Below are 19,991 nucleotides of genomic sequence, written 5' to 3'. Positions count from 1 at the left end.
CCTGCCGCAGGAGTACCCCCATGTCGACGCATGACCAGACCGTTGTCCGGCTCGAAGACTACCGGCCACCCGCCTACTGCATCGATACGGTCGATCTCGACGTCTGGCTGCATCCGGCTTCCACGCGCGTCAAGGCGGTACTGTCGATCCGCCGTGCTCCAGGCACCCTCGCCGGTACACCTCTCACGCTGGACGGCGATGGACTGCAACTGGAACGCCTGCAGCTCGACGGACATGCTCTGTCGGCGGACGAATTCTCGGCAACGCCGTCAGCCTTGTCGCTGCTGCGTCCGCCATCAGAGCCGTTCCGGCTGGAGATCCAAACCCAGCTCAACCCGGATGCCAACAGCACGCTGATGGGGCTCTACCGTTCGTCAGGCACCTATTGCACGCAGTGCGAGGCGGAAGGGTTTCGGCGGATCACCTATTTCCTCGACCGGCCGGATGTCCTTTCTGTCTACACGACCCGGATCGAGGCAGAGCTGGACGAGGCTCCTGTCCTGCTTGGCAATGGCAACCTGAAGGACAGCGGTCGCCTGCCGGGCACCAGCCGCCACTTTGCCGTCTGGCATGACCCGCATCCCAAGCCCGCATATCTCTTCGCCCTCGTCGCCGGCACTCTCGCTTGCGTAAAGGACCGTTTCACCACCGCCTCAGGCCGAAACGTCGAGCTTGGCATCTATGTCGAGCCGGGCAAGGAAGACATGTGTGGCTGGGCGATGGGTTCGCTCAAGCGCTCGATGACATGGGACGAACAGGTGTTTGGTCTCGAATATGACCTCGACGTGTTCAACATCGTCGCCGTGTCCGACTTCAACATGGGCGCGATGGAGAACAAGGGCCTCAACATCTTCAACGACAAGTATGTTCTGGCTGATCCGGAAACGGCGACAGACCAGGACTATGCCCATGTCGAGGCCGTGATCGCGCATGAGTATTTCCACAACTGGACCGGCAACCGCATCACTTGCCGCGACTGGTTCCAGCTCTGCCTGAAAGAAGGCCTCACCGTCTTCCGCGACCAGGAGTTCAGCTCCGACATGCGCTCGCGCCCGGTGAAGCGCATCGCCGATGTGCGCCTTCTGAAATCACATCAGTTTCCCGAAGATGCCGGTCCGCTGGCGCATCCGGTGCGCCCGCGCGCCTATCGCGAGATCAACAATTTCTACACGGCCACGGTCTACGAGAAAGGGGCCGAAGTCGTCCGCATGCTGAAGACCTTGCTCGGCGAAACAGATTTTCGCAAAGGCATGGATCTTTATATCCGGCGCCATGACGGCGATGCGGCGACCATCGAGCAGTTTCTCGCCTGCTTTGCAGACGTGAGTGGCCGCGATCTGACCCAGTTCTCCTTGTGGTACGAGCAGTCGGGCACGCCGCGCGTCGAGGTGAACCTTGTCCATGACGCAGGGAGCGGCGCGGCCTCGCTGACCCTGACCCAGAGCCTGGCGCCGACCCCAGGCCAGGACAGCAAGCAGCCGATGCTGATCCCGCTGCGCTTCGGTTTCCTCGGCGGTAATGGGGAGGATCTGGACCTGCGTCCGCAGGAAACGGATCAAGCCAACGGCGATGTCCTGCTCCTTTCCGAGCGCAGTCAAACTTTCACGTTTGCCGACGTTTCCGGCCGGCCGGTCCTGTCCCTGTTGCGTGGCTTTTCCGCGCCTGTGACCCTGAGCGCGTCGCAGTCGCCCGCAGACCTGCTGTTTCAGCTGCGGCATGACAGCGATCCCTTCAACCGCTGGCAGGCAGCGCAGGATCTTGCCACGCGCGAACTGATGCGGCTCTATGCCGGCCTGCGCCAAGGTCAGGCGGTGACGGTCGATACCGCCCTCGTCACCGCCTTCGGCGAGGTCTTGAGCAATTCTACCCTCGATCCGGCGTTCAGGGCGCAGGTGCTTAATCTGCCCGGCGAGGCCGATCTGGCGCGGGAAATCGGCAAGGACGTTGAACCTGTTACGATACTCGCGGCACGCAGGATGCTGCGCTCGGCAATCGGCAGCGCGCATGTCGAGGCGTTCGTCGCCCACGCCGAAACGCTCGGACAGCGCCCGTTCACTCCATCCGCAGCCGATGCCGGCGAGCGTGCCCTGAAAGGCCTGTGCCTCGGTTACCTTGCTGTCTCGGACCGGGACGACCGGGAGGAGATTGTCGCGCGGCATGCCCGCGAGGCGGACAACATGACCGACCGTCTGGCCGCGCTAACCGTCCTTGTCCACGAGCAACTGGCTGGCGCTTCGGATGCGCTTGCCGCCTTCGAAAAGCGCCACGGCGGACATCCGCTCGCAATGGACAAGTGGTTTACGGTGCAGGCAACCAACCCGGCAGACACAGCCCTGACCCAGATCGACGCCCTGACCCGGCATCCCGCTTTCGACTTCTCCAATCCAAACCGGGTGCGCGCCCTGATCGGCGCCTTTTCAACCGGCAATCAGTCCCAGTTCACGCGGGCGGACGGGGCGGGGTTCGTGTTCCTTGGCGATGTTGTCGAACGGCTCGACCAGCGCAATCCGCAGCTTGCCGCAAGGCTCGTTTCCGCCTTCCGGTCTTGGCAGGCCCTCGAGCCGGTGCGTGCCGGGCTCGCCGAAGGGGTCCTGACCCGCATCGCGGGTTCTGCCATCCTGTCAAAGGACACGCGAGACATTGTCGAACGCTGCCTGGCTTAAGAGTCCGATTTCAAGCACTTAGCAAAAGGTTAACGCATCACCTCCAATTTGAGTTGAGGCGTTAACCAAAAATTTCCCGTCAGCCACTGGACAAAAGCCGGTTCGTGGATTCAAATGCAATTGATTCGGACGTAACTGCTTACCGGATCGACGTTTTTTCAAGACAATCGGGGCTCTACCGATGGCGCGGGCATTTGCCGGCAGCGCGTCCATGCGACGCCTTGCCCAGATTACAGCTGGAAAGAAAAGCGGCACGCTGACCGGGCATATTCGCCTGCTGGCACAGCCGACCTACCAGCGCCTGCTGCGCACCGAACCCCTGTTCCGCCGCCTGATCCCGGTCCTGTGCCTGGTCTTTATCGCCAGCCTCGCCGTCTACCGCGTGCTTGAACTGTCGTTCGACTACCAGGACGTCGAACTGCAGGCCCGCGACGAAATCTCCCTCATCGCCTCCGTTCTCTCCGCGCGCGTCGGCTCGGAGGAAAGCCAATTGCCGGATGTGGGCTATCGCTCCGCCCTGCAACGGGTCCTGGCCGACGCCTTACCGGCCGGCGCAACAGGAGAAGGCCGCGTCATTCTCGTCACCGACCCGACCGGCTTGATCGTTGCCAGCGCTCCGCTGCAGACCGAGTTTGAAGGCCAGATGATCGCTGATGTCTTTGGCCCTTCGCAGCCGTTGACGGTTTTCGGCGCCCGCGCGGGGGTGCTGACCATCAACAAGGACAGTGGCAATCCAGCACTGGCCACCGTGCATCATCTCAGCGGCCGTCTTGGCATGGTCGCTGTGATGCAGCCGGAGAAGGACATCTTCGCCGAATGGCGCGGCGATGTTTCAGCAAATGTGACGCTGTTCGTCGGCACCGCCACCGTACTGCTGGTGCTGGTCTACGGCTTCTTCTCGCAAGCCACCCGCGCCGAGCAGGCGGATGAGATCTATGCGGCTACACGGGCCCGCATCGATACGGCGCTTGCCCATGGCCGTTGCGGCCTGTTCGACTGGGACCTCGCAAGGGGGCGCGTGTTCTGGTCCGCCTCGCTCTACGACATGCTCGGGCGTGAGCCAAAGGATGACATCCTCGGCTTTTCAGAGATTTCAGAACTGACACATGCCGATGACATTGACCTTTACGCCCTTGCCGAAAGCCTCCTGACCTCCGGCGAGACGACCGTCGACCGGATGTTCCGGATGCGTCACGCCAACGGGTCATGGGTGTGGCTTCGGGCGCGCGGGGAAGTCCAGACAGAACCGGGCCGCAGCGAACCGCATCTGATCGGCATCTGCATCGACGTCACTGAACAGCATGAATTGGCCGAGCAGAGCCGGACAGCGGACCTGCGGCTGCGGGATGCTATCGAAACGATTTCCGAGGCCTTTGTTCTCTGGAATTCGGACAATGAACTTGTCATCTGCAACTCCAATTACCAGTCACTGCACAATCTTCCCGACAGCGCCGTGCGCCCCGGTACGCCCTACACCAAGGTGATGGCTGCCGCGCGGAACTCGCACATCACCACCATCCCCGCCCGCGGCCCTGCCCCCATCGCAGGCAGCAATGCAAGCTACGAGGCGCAACTGGATGATGACCGCTGGCTGCAGATCTCGGAACGCCGGACCAAGGACGGCGGCTTCGTTTCGGTCGGCACCGACATCACCGCCCTGAAGCGCCAGGAAGAACGCCTGATGGAGAGCGAGCGCCGTCTGATCGCCACCATCTCGGACCTGCGTAAATCCCGCCAGACCCTCGAGATGCAGGCTCAGCAGCTCGTGGAACTGGCCGAGAAATACTCCGAGGAAAAGACAAACGCGGAAAACGCCAACCGTGCCAAGTCTGAATTCCTTGCCAACATCTCGCATGAACTGCGCACACCGTTGAACGCGATCATCGGTTTCTCCGATATCATGGACAAATCGATGTTCGGCCCGATCGGCTCGGAGCGCTATGCCGAATATTGCCGCGACATCTATGACAGCGGCACCTACCTGCTGAACGTGATCAACGACATCCTCGACATGTCGAAGATCGAAGCAGGCCGCATGGACATGAATGTTGCAGCCCTTGATGCCGGCACCGTCATCGATGAAGCCATCCGCATCATTCGCGCCCCGGCCCAGGAAAAGTCCATCGACGTGACCTGCACCATGCCGCAGGGCCTGGTCATTGCCGCAGACCGACGCGCCCTCAAGCAGGTTCTGCTCAACCTCCTGTCAAACGGCGTCAAGTTCACGCCGGACAGCGGTCAGGTCAGGCTCACGGTCACACAGCGCGGCGGCATGGCCCGGTTCGAGATCAAGGACACAGGCATCGGAATTCGCAAGGCCGATATCGAGCGTCTGGCCCAGCCCTTCGTCCAGGTCGAGAACCAGTTCACCAAGACGCACAAAGGCTCAGGTCTCGGATTGGCCATCGCCCGCTCGCTGGTCGAACTCCAGGGCGGAGCGCTGACCCTTGCCTCGGTTCCGGGACAGGGGACAACCGTAACCTTCACCCTGCCCCTCGCCCAGGAAGCCCACGCCGCCTGATCTTCAGAGTGTGTCAGGGCTTTCTGGCAGCGCCACCGGCCCGACAAGCCGTTCAAACAGCTGCCGCACCATCTGTTGCGTTTCACTCAGTTCCAGTTCGAGACGGCGCAGATCCGGGGCAGCGCTCGCGGTGAGCAGCAGGTCGACAACCCCTCGCGGGGCCTCGGCCACCTTGAAGGAGCCCGCAAGTGTCATCCGCATCACTTGCGTCAGGCGGTGGTATAGCCGCAGCGCTGTCGACAACCTGCCAGCAACATCGGCATCGATGACACCGGCATCAAGGGCCCGCGCCAGGACTTCGCCTGTGTTCTGCGCCAGGATCTGCGGATGGCTCGGCCCATCAACCAGTTGCAGGAATTGGGCAATGAATTCGATATCCACCAGCCCGCCGGCGACCTGCTTCAGGTCCCAGATGTCTTTCGTGCCCTTTTCCTTCTCGATCCGGGCCCGCATTGCGGCGACATCCGCAGCGACCTTCCCCCGATCCCGAGGCTGGCGCAGCGTGTCATGCAGGAAAGCCGTTACCCTGTCCGCGAAGGCGGAAGAAGAAGCAGCAATGACCCGACCACGGGTCAGCGCCATGTGCTCCCAGGTCCAGGCCTCGGATTTCTGGTAGGTCTCGAAGGCCGTGAGGCTGGTTGCCAGCGGCCCTGCGTTGCCGGACGGACGCAGGCGGAAGTCAACCTCGTACAGCGAGCCTTCGGCAGTCTGGGCCGACAGCGCCGTCACGAGACGCTGGGTCAGGCGGATATAATACTGGCTGATGGCCAGCGGCCGCACACCATCGGACTGGGATGCATCTTCCGGCACATCATACAGCAAAATGAGATCGAGATCGGACGTTGCCGTCATCTCCTCGCCGCCCAGCTTGCCCATGGCAATCACGGCATGGTTGCCGCCGGGAACATGGCCGTGGCTCTCCGCCACATGCGCGTCCACCCGGGTCAGGATCCGGTCGACCACGACCTCTGCGAGACGTGCGAGCGCATAGCCAACCTGATCGCCGCTCAAGGTGTCCGAGAGTAGCCGCAGACCGATGAGAAACTGCTGCTCCTGCGCAAAGATCCGCGCCCGGTCGAGGGCTTCTTCGTAATAGCGCGCCTGCGCGAGGGTCAGATCGAGCCCGTTGCGGAACTCCTCGCGGCTCGGCATCGAGCCATAGAACGCCGGATCGAGTACCGCATCCAGAACATGCACGCGTCGCGCCACCGTCTCCGCGAGACGCGGAGCCGAGCCCATGACCGTTGCCAGCATATGCAGGAGATGCGGATTTGAGCGCAGCAGCGAAAACAGCTGCACCCCGGCTGGCAACCGCGCCAGAAACGCATCGAAGGCTCGCAGCGCCGCATCCGCATTGTCTGTCTTGGCGAGCGCAGAGATCAGCACCGGATGCAGTTCCGTCAGACGCTCGCGCGCCTTTGTTGACCGCATCGCCGGATAGCGGCCGAAATGCCAGGCCTTGATCACCTTGGCCGCATCGGATGGCTGCCGATACCCGAGGCCCGACAGGGTCTGCAGCGTATCCGGATCGTCATCGTCTCCTGTGAAGACGAGATTGCCGAGTTCAGACGCCAACTCAGGCTCGTCCTCGAACAGGTCGGCGTAGTGACGCTGGACATTCTGCAGATGCACGAGCAATTTCGCTTCGAAGGCAGCGCGCGTTTCAAAGCCACAGAGATAGGCGACGCGCAACAGCCCCTCGTCGTCCTGCGGCAGAAGATGGGTCTGTTCGTCGTTCAGCATCTGGATGCGGTGCTCGACACCGCGCAAAAAGCGATAGGCGGCCGTCAGATCAGCCCGCGCCTCCTCCTCGATCCAGCCGGAAGCCACGAGTCTCTCCAGCATCTCCAGCGTCCGGCGGCCCCGTAATTCGGGGTTCCGTCCGCCGGCAATCAACTGCTGCGTCTGGACGAAAAACTCGACCTCGCGGATGCCGCCGCGCCCGAGTTTCACATTGTGCCCGGCCACAGCGATCTTGCCGTGCCCTTTGTGCATGTGGATCTGGCGCTTGATCGAATGCACGTCGGCAATCGCTGCAAAATCGAGGTATTTGCGCCAGATGAAGGGGACGATCTCGTGCAGGAAGGCATCACCGGCCTTGAGGTCACCGGCGCAGGGACGGGCCTTGATCAGCGCTGCCCGCTCCCAGTTCTGGCCCAGCGCCTCATAATAGGTGAGCGCGCCGGGGACTGAAACGGCGACCGGCGTTGCGCCGGGGTCAGGCCGCAGGCGCAAGTCGGTGCGGAACACATAACCGTCGCCGGTCCGTTCTTGCATGATTTTCACAAAGCGCTTGGTCAGCCGCACGAACTCGACCGGAGCCTCGGCCCTGCCACGCATCGGGGTGATTGCCGGATCGAAGAGCACGATAAGGTCGATATCGGAAGAATAGTTCAGCTCGAACGCGCCGTGCTTGCCCATCGCCAGGACGATCAGGCCGGAATTCACTTCCGGCTGGTCCGGATCGGCAATCTCGAAGCGTCCCCGTGCTGCCAGATCGCGCAGGCAGAAACGGATCGCCGCCGTCAACGCAGCATCGGCAAATTCGGCAAGCGCCCGCGTCACCACATCAAGGTCAATTGCGCCAGCGATATCGGCGAGGCCAAGCGAGAGGGCAAGTTCCTGCTTCAGCTTGCGCAGAACGCGCATGAGATCGGCTTCGCTGTCGGCGCGGGCATCGCGCGCCGCCTCGATCATCGCGACGATCCGGGCATCGGGATCCGTGATCAGGATCCGCCCGAGCCGTGCAGGATCCAGCAGGCACAGGTCACGCAGATAGGCCGAGTTGGCCATCACAGCACCGAGGAACTGCTTGAGCCTGTCATCCCCGTCCAGCAGATCAAGAAGAAGCTGGCTCTCTGCCCCGGTGTTGGCTCCGGTGTTGGCTCCGGTGTCGGCATTTGCCCGGCTGACAAGGTCGTCAAGGAAGCCACGACCCCGGTTCGGATCAATCGCCAGCGGCACGATCACAATCCGCTGGTGCAGCGAAAGGCCCACCCCCGCTTCAGCTCCTGTCCGTGCCATCGATTTCCTCGCCTCCCGCTTTTGCCGCCGGCGCAACCATCAGGTCGATTTGCGCCTTGAGCCCTGGCCCAGCATCCTCCAGCGCCAGTGCACCGCCATGCAGCCTTGCAATGGCCCGCACCAGACTGAGGCCGAGACCGTAGCCAGGCTCCGTCCGGCTCTGTTCCAGGCGAACAAAGCGATCAAGAACCCGGTCACGGTCCTTCACGCCAATGCCGGGGCCATTGTCGGCCACGGACAGCAGAATCCGGTCCTTTTCCTGCCTGACCATTACGGTGATTGCCAGGGGCTGTCCATTCTCGGACCGGGCATATTTCAAGGCATTCTCGATCAGGTTCACCAGGGCCTGTGCGATCAGTTCCCGGTTCCCCAACGCGGTTTGAACCGGACGCAGGTCCAGCTTCAAACTGCCGCCCTCATCCTCCAGCACCGGTGCGTAAAGATCAGCCAGTTCCTCGGCAATCGCCGCCACATCCACCGGCTGCAGGCCGCCATCCGGCGACATCGCCTCTACACGAGCAATTCGCAGCAGCGCATCAAAGATCCGGATGAGCCCTTCGCTGTCTTCGATGGTGGCTTCCATCGACTCGCGCAGGTCCGCTTCTCCGCGCGCCTCGCTCAAGGTCGTCTCCAGCCGTGTCCGCAGCCGTGTCAGCGGCGTCTTCAGATCATGGGCAATGTTGTCGGTCACATCACGCAGGTTCTGCATCAGTTGCTCGATGCGCTCCAGCATGGCGTTGAGACTGATGGCAAGCCGGTCGAATTCATCGCCATTGCCGGCAAGCGGCAGCCGCTGCGACAGGTTGCCATCCATGATCTGGCGACTTGAGGCGGCAATGGCATCGATGCGCTTCAGCACCCTGCGGCTGACAAAGGCCCAGGTCACCAGCGCGAGCACCACCACCACGATCAGCCAGACCCGCAGCGCCCCGCCCAGAATATCTCGAAACCGCGTCTGCTCTCCAAGATCGCGTCCGACCAGCAGCCGGAAGCCGCCGGGCACCTCGAAGGTGCGCACCACCGCTTCACGCTCTGTCTCGCCGTCGCCACGGGCGTATTTCACCCGTCGAACCCCGCCATCCGCCTCTTCCAGAACGGTGGTCGGCAGGCGCGAGATGTTGCCGGCCAGGACATTGCCGGCGAAGTCGACGAACAGATAGAGGCTTGCATCCGGCCGCCTGGCGCGGCTGTCGATGGCGGTAACCAGTGCCCTCGCCCCACCGCGGGCATATTGGTCGGCAAGGCCCTCGATTTCGGCATCGACCGTCTGCACCACCTGCTCGGTCATCAGCGTATCGGTGTTGCGCGAGATAGAAACAAACAGGAATCCGGACAGCCCGGTAAAGACGGCAAGATAGAGCAGCGAAAGCTTGAACGCCGTCGTCCGGAGAAGCCTAGCCAGCGCTGTCACGGCCGGCACCATTGCGGATCGTGTAGCCGGCACCGCGTACGGTGTGCAGGAGGGGGGTGTCGAAGTCCTTGTCGATCTTCGAGCGCAGCCGCGAGATATGCACGTCGATGACATTGGTCTGCGGATCGAAATGATACTCCCAGACATTCTCCAGCAACATGGTCCGGGTCACCACCTGACCGGCGTGCTGCATCAGGTATTCCAGCAGGCGGAATTCGCGGGGCTGCAGCGGGATGTCCTTGCCGGCCCGGGTGCAGCGGTGCGCCAGACGGTCGAGTTCCAGATCAGCGACCCGGTACACTGTCTCGACCTCGCCGCCGGCTTTGGGGCGACGGCCTAGTGCTTCGATGCGCGCGAGCAACTCGGTGAATGCAAAGGGCTTGGGCAGATAATCATCTCCACCAGCCCGCAATCCGGTGACACGGTCGTCCACCTGACCGAGCGCCGAAAGGATCAGGACCGGCGTTTGGTTGCCGGCCTTGCGCAGGGACTGCACGACGGACAACCCGTCCCGCTTCGGCAGCATCCGGTCGACGACAAGAACGTCATAGGAGCCCGCGGAGGCCATTTCCAGGCCCTCCTCGCCGTCACTGGCCTGATCGGCCATGTGACCGACTTCCTTCAGCCCCTTGGCCAGATAAGCCGAGGCCTGCTTGTCGTCTTCGATGATCAGAATCCGCATCATGGGTTACTTGTACCTGAGTTGGGGCGGGAGATGGAATAGGGTCCGCAGTTCCCTTTCGGGGAACTGCGGACCCTCCTGGCTCCACCGGGCAAAGGTGCGGGGCGGACTGCCCGGGTGGAGGGTCCTGCCGGCCACGCTTCGACGCCGAGGCAGCGGACACGTCAAGCGCGGCGGGCGGTCAGGCTCCGGTCTGGGGTCAGGCCAGCGGGACTGCGACGAAGCGCGAAGCGTCATCGCTGAAGACGCGCATCAGCACGGCCTTGCGGCCATCCTTTTCCGCCTTGGCAATTGCCTTCTCCACGTCCCTGGCTGAGGTGACCTTCTGGCCCGCGACTTCGGCGATGATGTCGTCTTCCCGCAGACCCTTCTCGGCCGCCGGACCATCGGGATCGATGGCCGTCACAACTACACCGTCCACGTCCAGGCCGGCCCGCTTTGCACCGGTGACCTCGATGCCGAGATCGGCAAGCTGGGTGCTGCCAGACACCGATGGCGTGACCTGCGCAACGGCGTCCGGGTCATTGAGTGTACCAAGCGTAACGGTCACGTCCTCCTCTACACCATCACGCCAAACGGTGAGCTTCACCTTGGTATCCGGAGCATAGGCAGCAATCATCCGCGACAGGTCACGCGGGCCCTTGATCGGCTTGCCGTCGACCTTGAGGATCGTGTCACCCGCCTTGATCCCCGCCTTGTCTGCAGGGCTGCCATTCTGGGGATCGGAGACGATGGCACCTTCCGCTTTGGCAAGACCAAGACTGTCAGCAATGTCTCCCGTCACGGGCTGGATCTGGACGCCAAGCCAGCCTCGCACCACGGCGCCCCGGTCCTTGAGGTCACCGACCACATCAGTTGCCGTCGACGCCGGAATGGCGAAGGCGATACCGACGTTGCCGCCGGACGGCGAGAAGATCGCAGCGTTCACGCCGATCACTTCGCCTTTCATGTTGAAGGCGGGGCCACCAGAGTTGCCCCGGTTCACGGGCGCGTCGATCTGGATAAAGTCGTCATAAGGTCCAGCGCCAATGTCGCGGCCGCGTGCCGACACGATGCCTGCCGTCACCGTACCGCCAAGGCCGAAGGGGTTACCGATGGCAACAACCCACTCGCCCACAGCCGGGGCGTCGTCGGCAAAGCGGACATATGTGAACGGCTCGTCGCCCTCGACTTTCAACAACGCAAGGTCTGTCCGCGGATCGGCGCCGATCAGGCGGGCTTCCAGTTCATTGCCTTCGTTGTCGATGACGGTGAACTCGGTTCCCTTGTCGATCACATGGTGATTGGTGACGACATAGCCGTCATCGCTGATGAAGAAGCCTGAGCCCTGCGACATGCCATAGGCCTTCGGCTCGCCGCGCGGTTGGCCACGCTGGCCTTCCCCCTTGCGCTCGAAAAACCGCTGCAAGGGATGCCCATCAGGCAGCCCGTCAAGGCCGGGGATGCCGAAACCCTGCTGGCCACGGTTGCCAAAGTTCATCATCTGCGGCTCGGGCGCCTGCTTGACGCGGACGCTGACGACGGCCGGCTGGACGGCGGTGACAACCTGCGAGAAGTCGGCCGGGGCCGCACTCTGCACCCGAACAGCTTCGGCAAACGCAGGCTGCCCAGGCAGGATGGTCTGGGCACTGAGAACACCGGCCAGTCCAAGCACCATGGCACCGGCAAGCAGACGCGAGCGGCGTGAGCCAGGGAAGTTGCGGGCGACAATGGCGGTATTGTTCATAAGGCTCTCCTTGGAGGTCTGGAGCGAAACAGAACCGGACGGGAACACGCGGGGACATATCCCTCGTCCTTCCTCGCCAATATGGAGAGCGTCGCCTTACAGCCGCCTGTCGGGCGGATTAATCCTTTGTAATGTTACTTTGGGGAACGACATCGCAACACGTTACAAGTCTGGCCTCATTTTTTCCGAGATATGCGCCGGTTTACTTGGGCCCCTTATCCCTCTGTAAAGGCTTCACAGTTACCTTCCTCCCTTAGGGACAGTTTCAAACTTGATACTTGGGGCGGACATGCTGGCATCATTGGTCGACCTGGCGCGCGAAAGCAGCAGCGACAAACGACGTGAACTGATGGGGCACGTCGCGACCCTCTTTGTTGACGGTGCCGAGCGTTACACCAACGAAGAACTTGCCCTGTTCAACGATGTCCTGATCAACCTGCTCGATGTCGTCGATGATGACGGGCGGCGTGTCCTGTCACAGCAGATCGGATCCATCGAGACCACGCCGCGTGAACTGGTGCTCAAGCTCGCCAATGACACTGCTGTCGTCGCCGCCCCGATCCTCGAAAACTCGCCGGTCCTGACCGATGACGATCTCTATACCCTGGCCAAGACCAAGGGACAGGATCACCTGTTGGCGATCTCCAAACGCGATGCCCTTCAGGCGCGCGTGACGGACGTCCTGCTCGAACGCGGCGAACAACCGGTCCGAAGATCTGTCGCTGCAAACACAAGCGCCGAACTCTCCGACTGGGGCGGGCGGCTCCTGGTGAAGCTTGCGGAGGCGGACACGACCTTGCGCGAGTCCCTGACCGAGCGCCACGACCTCAATAAAGCCAACTTCGAGAAGCTTCTGGCGATGCTGCCAGAGGATCGGCAGGCGAAGCTGCGCCACATTTTCGAGAACAATGAGCGTGTCGCACGCGATCTGTTCCGCGAAGCCAGCCTCCTGGTCGACGATTCCAAGATCGAGCGCCGCAAGGCAAGGCTCAACACCAAAGTAGCGCTGAAAGACATTCGGGACGGGCATCGCGCCATTGACCAGGTCGTCATCGAGTACAGCCTGGCCAACGATCTCTATGATCTGTCTTACCTGCTCGCCCAGTTGAGCACCGTCGACGAAAAATTCGTCCGCAATGTCATGGTCCGCCAGGACATCGAGGCGATCGCCGTCCTGTGCCGGGCCCTCGACATCGGCGAGACCGCCTTCGGCGCACTTTGCAAGGCAAGGGCGCGGCAAATGAAGTCCAACCCGGCCGCGGCGGACAACTGGATCGATCAGTTTCGGATCCTTACCGTCATTGACGCGCAGCGCACGATGCGCTTCATCAAGGTACGTCTGACGACCATGGCGGCGGCAGCCTAACCTTTTCCACCCGTGTCCTCGTTCAGGATCCGGCTGAGTTCACTTCTCTCCGCCTCGCTGAGACCCGGCGTCCCCACAATCATGTCTGCACCGCTATCGCGACGACGCCGCAAGGCAACAAAGGCCGTTGCGAGCCCGGCCACCAGCGCCAGAGGACCGGCGATCCAGAGCGCAAGGGTATGCCAGGCCATCCGCGGCTTCAGCAGCACGTATTCGCCGTAGCGCGAGACCAGGTAGTCAATCACCTGCGCATCCGTATCGCCGGCAACCAGCCTTTCCCTCACCAGAACTCGAAGATCCTTCGCCAGCGGCGCGTCGCTGTCGTCAATGGACTGGTTCTGGCAGACCATGCAGCGCAGTTCCGAGGACAGTGCCCGCGCGCGCGTCTCCAGCCCGGCGTCCTGCAGCACCTCATCCGGTGCCAAGGCTTGAACCGGGGCGACCGGCAGCATCAGCGCGGCGAGGAGCACCAGCAGAAAACCGTAACGTGCCATTGAAGTCATGCCATGGTCCTTCATTCAGCCGGCGAAAGGCCTGCTGCCTTTCCGCGTGCCGGCTTGGGGGCACCGACACGCAGCCGCCGGTCGGTGATCGAAATGAGCCCACCAATGGACATGACCAGCGTACCCAGCCAGATCAGCGTGATCATGGGCTTGAAGTAGGCACGAATGTCGACCGCACCGTCATCGCGTGTCTCCCCAAGCGATACATAGAGCTGCGAAAAGCCGAAGGTCAGGATCGCCGCTTCTGTGGTCGGCATGCCTCGCGCCTGATAGATCCGTTTTGACGGATCCATGGCAGCGATTTCCGCGCCACCCTGGCGTACGGAGAAATGCCCGACCTGCTCAGTAAAATTCGGCCCCTGGCGCGGCGCAATGCCGGAGAACACGAGTTGATACGCACCGACGTCAAACGTATCGCCGGGACGCACGGTGCGCACGAGTTCGGTCTGGAAGGCGGACGACATCACGATGCCCAGAAGTGTCACCCCGATGCCGAAATGACCGAAGGTTGTTCCAAAGGCCGAGCGCGGCAGACCAGCAAGACGGGATAGCCCGCGCGACAGTCCGATTTCGCTGATCCTTGTGCGTGTCACCAGTTCGGCAATCGAACCAGCCATGATCCAAACCGCCAGCCCGACGCCAATCGGCGCCAGAACCTGTTTCATGCCCCAGAGCCAAAACACGGCAAGGGCTGCGACGAGGGCCAGGCCAAAGGCGGCATAGAGCCGTTGTGTTGCTGCAAGAAGATCGCCACGCTTCCAGGCCAGCAACGGCCCGAAGGGCACGGCCAGCAACAGCGGGATCATCAACGGTCCGAAGGTCAGGTTGAAGAACGGCGCGCCGACCGAGATCTTCTCGCCGGTCACGGCTTCGAGTGCCAACGGATAAAGAGTGCCGACAAGCACGGACACCGTTGCGGCCGTCAGGAACAGGTTGTTGAGGACCAGCGCTCCTTCGCGGCTGATTGGCGCGAACAGCCCCCCCTGTTTCAACATGGGGGCCCGCCAGGCGTAGAGCGTGAAGGAACCGCCGATGAAGATGCAGAGGATGACGAGAATGAACAGCCCGCGCTCCGGATCGACCGCGAAGGCATGAACGCTGGTCAGGACGCCCGAGCGCACCAGGAAAGTGCCGAGCAACGACAGCGAGAAGGTGAAGATGGCCAGGAGAACAGTCCAGACTTTCAGCGCCTCGCGCTTCTCCATCACGATGGCGGAGTGCAGCAGGGCGGTCCCGGCCAGCCAGGGCATGAACGAGGCATTCTCGACCGGATCCCAGAACCACCAGCCGCCCCAGCCAAGTTCATAATAGGCCCAATAGGAACCCATCGAAATGCCGAGGGTCAGGAACACCCAGGCCAGCAGGGCCCAGGGACGCACCCAGCGCGCCCAGGCAGCGTCAATCCGGCCGAGGATCAGTGCCGCGACAGCGAAAGAGAACGTAATCGAGAAGCCAACATAACCGAGATACAGCAGTGGAGGATGGATCGCCAGGCCAATGTCCTGCAGCAGCGGATTGAGGTCATTGCCCTCGATCGGTGCATTCGCGATCCGCTCGAAAGGATTGGACGTCGCCAGCACGAAAAGGAGAAAGGCAGCCGTGATCCAGGCCTGTACACCCAGAACAGTTGCCCTCAGTTGCGCGGGAACGTTGCCGCTGAACAGCGCCACCAGGCTGCCGAACATCACCAGGATCAGAACCCACAGCAGCATCGACCCTTCGTGGTTGCCCCAGACACCCGAGATCTTGAAGATCAACGGCTTGGCCGAATGTGAGTTCTCCCACACATTGACCACCGAGAAGTCGGAGGCAAGATAAGCCCAGGTCAAGGCGGCGAAAGACAGGGTCACCAGCGCGAACATGACATTGGCAACAGGTGCGGCCGTCTGCATCAGCCGCCTGTCGTCCGTGACTGCGCCCCAGACCGGCACCACGGACTGGATCAGCGCCAGCACGAAGGCCAGCGCCAGCGCGAAATGTCCTGTCTCTACGATCATCGGTCCCTCGTCCGGTGGTGTTGTCCGGTTAACGCCTGTGCCCCTCTGAAGCCACGGCCGCAAGGCGCAACAGGAATGCAGTTCAGGCCGCTTCGCTGTCCTCAGAGCAGCAAGACGTCCAGACTCACTGCGCTGTGGCTTCGTCGCCCTTCCAGACGCCTTGCGCCTTCAGCGCATCGGCGACTTCCTTGGGCACATAGTTCTCGTCATGCTTGGCAAGCACGTTGTCCGCTCGAAAGATCCCGTCGGGGCCGACAATGCCTTCGGTCACCACACCCTGCCCTTCGCGGAACAGGTCGGGCAGAATACCGACATAGGTGACGGGCACCGTATTCGCCGTATCCGTCACCCGGAAGCTGACCCTCGCATCATCGGAACGCTCGATAGACCCCTCTTCCACAAGGCCGCCGAGGCGAATGCGCTGGCCGGACGGGATCTGCTTGGCGACCACATCGGTCGGCGTCTGGAAAAAGACGATCTGGTCATTGAGCGCATAAAGGATCAGGCCTGCAGCCGAGGCCAGTACCACGGCAGCGGCCCCGATCAGCGTCAACCGTCGTTGCTTTCGTGTCATGTCGCGTCCCGCATCCCTCTTGCGTGACTGGCGGCCGGCATTGGCCACCGTCTTTGTCGTTCTCTCAGGTCCGGCCTATGAGCCAAGACCATTGTCAGCCTCGGCCCGGTTCAGAGCTTCAAGCGCAGCAGCGTCACCCTGCAACGCCTCCCGCGCCCGGGCGACGCTTGCCCTTGCAGCGTCCTTGTCTCCCATTACCGACTGCGCCCGGATCAGCCGAAGCCAGTCTTCCGCCGAGCCGCCCTCCGCCTCAAGCCGCGTCTTCAGCCCGTCAACCATGGACCGGATCATGTCGGTCCGTTCGCCATCACTCAAAGCTGCCGCCGCCTCGACATCCGCAGCCGCCGGACCACGAGGCGGCTGCAGGTTCGAAGGCAGCCTGCCTTCGAGTTGTGCCAGTTCCTGTTCGGCGGCAGGCACCCATATTGCGCGCGGGTCGGCGCCTTGCAGCAAGCCCTTCCAGGCTGCAATGGCTTCCTCGCGCTTACCGTCTTGCCCGAGAGCCAGGGCGAGGAAGAACCGGGGCTTGGGCGCCGAAGGGTCCAGTTTCACGGCCCGGTCGAATGCCGCGCGTGCCTCCGCTGTCACAAGCCCTTCGGCGGCAACGACGAGTGCCTCGCCGTAACTCGATTCGCGCGCTTCACTCGCGCCGTTGAGGCGGATAGCGTTGGCATAGGCCTGCGCCGCATCCTGGGGTCTGCCAAGGCTCATGTAGACCGGGGCCAGAACGTCCCAGCCCTGACCATCTTGTGGATTGGCGGCAAGATGCCGTTCGACCCGCGCAACCAGCACATCGACCGGCTGGCCTTCAGGATCGGACTGCAGCCGGGCCTCCAGCGGCTGGTCAGGCTGGTGCGGCGATCCGAGCCAGAGATAAAGCCCCAGTGCTGCGGCTGGCAGCAGCAGCGAAGCCAGCAGTTGCACGAGCCGGGCCGCACCGGTTCCCGCCTTTTGCGTCTCGCCCTTGTTCTGCCGGTGGGCGGCCAAAAGGCGGCGCGCAATTTCGGTCCGGGCTGCGTCTGCTTGCACCGCATCTACAAGGCCCCGCTGAAGGTCGCGATCGACTTCCTCGAGTTGGGCCTTGTAGACAGCCTCGTCGGCTGTCCGGTTTGCAGAGGCGGCCGTCAGCGCGTCGCCGCCACGGCGCAGCGGCACGAGAATAGACAGGGCCGCAAGGCCGGTCATTAGGGCGAACAGGATCCAGAGTGTCATGGGATGACATATAAGGTGGGAGACCCCACCCTGACCACTGCCAAGTGTGTGACCTTGGGTCGCGTGTGAAATTACAAGGTTGCCCGGTCAGGCCGCACTGGCTGCCTCTATTGCAGCAAGGGCAGCCTGGCGGCTGCGGCGGAGTTGTCCGGCGTAGTCCGGCCCGAAATAGACCTCGGACAGAAGGATAGCCGCATCAATTGCAGACAGATGCGCTGCACGGGCTGCGCCCTTCTGCTTGGCAAACTCGGACAGCAGCGACCGAGTGATGATCTCCAGCGTCTGCTCGACCGTCTGCCGGGTCCGCTTGCTGACATCGTTGATGGCAAGCGTTTCTGCGGTCCCCCGCGCCATGGCGAGCACTCTCAAGGTCCGCACCGCATCATCCAGGGCATGGCCATCGGCTTTCCAGTGCCCGTCCCGGTCGACCTTCGGCACCGCAAGGGCCCGGCGGACCGCTCCGCTGGCGGTCTGCAACTCGCTGGTCACGATCTGCGACATCTCGCGGCGCGTCTCGGCAAGTCGTCCTCGCCAGGCATCGGCCCCGCTCAGGTCCATGTCGAACTCCAGACCGCGCATCAGGCTGGCATAGCCGGACACAGCTTCCGAAAACGCCACCGGATCCGGGTTGTCCCGCTGGCTGCGCGCCAGGATGCTCAAGCGCTCGGCTTCCGAGATCACAACATCCATGAAGGGAGCAAACGGACTGCGGCTGAGATCGCGCGCCTTCTTCGTGCCGGCAAGACGGGTCGCAAAGGTGCCCAGGCTCCAGGGCGCATCCGCCCGGTCCAGGACAGTGGCGGCCAGCATCGGAATATAGTCAGGATGCTTGCGGGCATGGGCCTCGACAAGGGTCAGGACATCGGAGTCCTGCTTCAACCGGCGTTCGGTCAGGCTTGTCGGCATGCGGTCGATAAACCGTGTCAGCCAGGGTTCGGCAAGAAACAGCTTGGTGACGTCCTGCAGGTCGGCAAAGGCACGGTCCCCGCCCAGCACCATGCTGAGGCGCCGCCGTTCGCGATCCGAATCGCTGGCCCGCGCCATGGTTTCTGCAAGGGCCTGTGCGGCCAACTTGCGCAGCGCTGCAACACGCTCATGGGCTTTCTCGTCGTCAGAGCCCGATGCCTCGAGGTCCTGTCTTGCCTGACGGATCTCTCCTGGCAGGAGATCACGCTCAAGCCAGTGCCAGATTTCGTTCAGATAAGGCCGGTAGACGCGCCCTTCCTGCTTGCGCGGCAGATGCTCGTTGACCAGAAATGTATCGAGGGGGGAGAAGAACAGGCGTTCCAGATGCCCGCGGCGGGTCGCGGCCGGCAGTGGCCGCTCGTCACGTGGCTCGCTCCGGTGGAGCGCCTCGCCGCGCAGCAGGGCTGCAGACGCTGCCAGGATCAACTCCACATGCGGATCACCCTTGCCGGACTGTCGTGCCCGCTCGAGACCTCGGACCAGCGTGCCGACTGCCCTGGGCGACAGGGCCATCAGGTAGGACTGGATCTTGTCGGTCAGGAGCGCTGGGTCTGTCATCTTTGCTTGGGTCTGCCGTGGCAGGTATGTTCCTGTCTAACATTCAGGAACTTAAGCAATTCTTTCCAGACACTTGCGCCGGTCCGTCACATTTTAACGAATTCCGGCGACAAAAAAGGCGCACCGACCCGGCGCGCCCTGCTGTCATGTGGACCTGCAGCCGTCTCAATCAGCTGATCGGACGCCAGATCCCCTTGTCATCAGCGCAGGTGGTCGAGCGTGCGACCACCGGAACCGGCATGTCCTTCGAGGTCACCGAATGGGTGAGCGCGCGGCATTCGGTCTTGTTCACCTGGTAGCGGGGCCCGAGGCGCACCTCTCCGGCGCGGCCGGTGCGGGGGTTATCCCATCGCACGGTGCCACCAGAGCCTGGTGTTGCCAGTGCCTGCTTCTGGGCTTCGGCGGCAACCTTGCGATCACTGGACTCCAGCCCGAGCTGCGGTGTGCCGTCCAGCAACTGGTTGATGGCGGCATTGGCTTCAGCTTCGGCCAGGGATTTCTCGGACTGGCCGAACGCGGTGCCCCAGAGCCCGGCCCCGCTGCCGCCGGTGTCACCCACCGAACCGCATGCGGACAGCCCGACTGAAACAGCCAGCACCATCGTCATTCCCATCCACCGCATCTGGCACTCCATCGCCGCGCGCATACCGGTCCGACACACAGGCTCTTGCTATTGACGCCGTGGCGCCGACCAGAGAACCATGCTTCATCACCTTGGTAAATTTAGTCTCACTTTATGGCCGAACTGGGCCGTTTCGTTGCCCGTCTGCGGGCAATTTCCAAAACGG

The 19,991-nt window shown here is 62.7% G+C and carries 13 protein-coding genes; 3 read left to right on the top strand and 10 right to left on the bottom strand.

Features of this window, described 5'->3' with window-relative positions:
- Window positions 1-20 precede the first annotated feature (20 nt).
- Both pepN and ACTIFE_RS13385 read left to right on the top strand, forming a co-directional pair.
- The gene (gene pepN, locus ACTIFE_RS13390) at window positions 21-2,663 is read left to right on the top strand and encodes an aminopeptidase N (protein ID WP_439529658.1); all 2,643 of its coding nucleotides are present in this window, start codon (window positions 21-23) and stop codon (window positions 2,661-2,663) included.
- A gap of 211 nt (window positions 2,664-2,874) precedes the next feature.
- Complete coding sequence (locus tag ACTIFE_RS13385) at window positions 2,875-5,184, top strand: PAS domain-containing sensor histidine kinase (RefSeq protein ID WP_439529657.1); 2,310 nt, start codon at window positions 2,875-2,877, stop codon at window positions 5,182-5,184.
- A gap of 3 nt (window positions 5,185-5,187) precedes the next feature.
- Here ACTIFE_RS13385 and ACTIFE_RS13380 read toward each other — a convergent pair whose 3' ends face one another.
- From ACTIFE_RS13380 to ACTIFE_RS13365, 4 genes are all read right to left on the bottom strand, one after another.
- A complete protein-coding gene (locus ACTIFE_RS13380; RefSeq protein ID WP_439529656.1) occupies window positions 5,188-8,208 on the bottom strand; it encodes a bifunctional [glutamine synthetase] adenylyltransferase/[glutamine synthetase]-adenylyl-L-tyrosine phosphorylase in 3,021 nt (1,006 codons plus the stop codon).
- Window positions 8,189-9,619, bottom strand: coding sequence for a sensor histidine kinase (locus tag ACTIFE_RS13375; RefSeq protein WP_439529655.1), 1,431 nt, complete (start codon window positions 9,617-9,619; stop codon window positions 8,189-8,191). Before ACTIFE_RS13375 ends, ACTIFE_RS13380 begins: the two co-directional genes overlap by 20 nt.
- Window positions 9,603-10,304, bottom strand: a complete 702-nt coding sequence (locus tag ACTIFE_RS13370; RefSeq protein ID WP_439529654.1) for a winged helix-turn-helix domain-containing protein — start codon at window positions 10,302-10,304, stop codon at window positions 9,603-9,605. Before ACTIFE_RS13370 ends, ACTIFE_RS13375 begins: the two co-directional genes overlap by 17 nt.
- A gap of 196 nt (window positions 10,305-10,500) precedes the next feature.
- Complete coding sequence (locus tag ACTIFE_RS13365; RefSeq protein WP_439529653.1) at window positions 10,501-12,027, bottom strand: Do family serine endopeptidase; 1,527 nt, start codon at window positions 12,025-12,027, stop codon at window positions 10,501-10,503.
- 289 nt (window positions 12,028-12,316) lie between these two features.
- Here ACTIFE_RS13365 and ACTIFE_RS13360 point away from each other — a divergent pair, with 289 nt between their 5' ends.
- Window positions 12,317-13,393: a DUF2336 domain-containing protein gene (locus tag ACTIFE_RS13360; RefSeq protein ID WP_439529652.1), complete on the top strand. Its 1,077-nt coding sequence runs from the start codon at window positions 12,317-12,319 to the stop codon at window positions 13,391-13,393.
- Here the strand turns inward: ACTIFE_RS13360 and ACTIFE_RS13355 are convergent.
- The 6 genes from ACTIFE_RS13355 to ACTIFE_RS13330 form a co-directional block, all read right to left on the bottom strand.
- A complete protein-coding gene (locus ACTIFE_RS13355) occupies window positions 13,390-13,887 on the bottom strand; it encodes a cytochrome c-type biogenesis protein (RefSeq protein WP_439529683.1) in 498 nt (165 codons plus the stop codon). The genes ACTIFE_RS13360 and ACTIFE_RS13355 overlap by 4 nt on opposite strands.
- 20 nt (window positions 13,888-13,907) lie before the next feature.
- Window positions 13,908-15,893 carry a heme lyase CcmF/NrfE family subunit gene (locus tag ACTIFE_RS13350; protein ID WP_439529651.1) on the bottom strand — a complete coding sequence of 662 codons (1,986 nt, stop codon included), beginning with the start codon at window positions 15,891-15,893 and terminating at the stop codon, window positions 13,908-13,910.
- A 124-nt stretch (window positions 15,894-16,017) separates the two neighbouring features.
- Window positions 16,018-16,467 (bottom strand): cytochrome c maturation protein CcmE, encoded by a 450-nt coding sequence (gene ccmE / locus ACTIFE_RS13345; protein WP_439529650.1) that lies wholly within the window; start codon window positions 16,465-16,467, stop codon window positions 16,018-16,020.
- 75 nt (window positions 16,468-16,542) lie between these two features.
- Entirely contained in the window at window positions 16,543-17,679 is a 1,137-nt protein-coding gene (gene ccmI, locus ACTIFE_RS13340; protein ID WP_439529649.1) for a c-type cytochrome biogenesis protein CcmI, read from the bottom strand.
- A gap of 87 nt (window positions 17,680-17,766) precedes the next feature.
- Window positions 17,767-19,203 carry a hypothetical protein gene (locus ACTIFE_RS13335; protein ID WP_439529648.1) on the bottom strand — a complete coding sequence of 479 codons (1,437 nt, stop codon included), beginning with the start codon at window positions 19,201-19,203 and terminating at the stop codon, window positions 17,767-17,769.
- Between the two features lie 169 nt (window positions 19,204-19,372).
- Window positions 19,373-19,825: a lipoprotein LipA gene (locus ACTIFE_RS13330; protein ID WP_439529647.1), complete on the bottom strand. Its 453-nt coding sequence runs from the start codon at window positions 19,823-19,825 to the stop codon at window positions 19,373-19,375.
- Window positions 19,826-19,991: the final 166 nt, after the last annotated feature.

Origin of the sequence: Pannonibacter sp. (assembly GCF_051860505.1) — a bacterium.
In the GTDB taxonomy this organism is placed as follows: Bacteria; Pseudomonadota; Alphaproteobacteria; order Rhizobiales; family Stappiaceae; genus Pannonibacter.
Note: the sequence above shows the minus strand (reverse complement) of the source record. Positions and strands in the feature narration are given on the sequence as shown.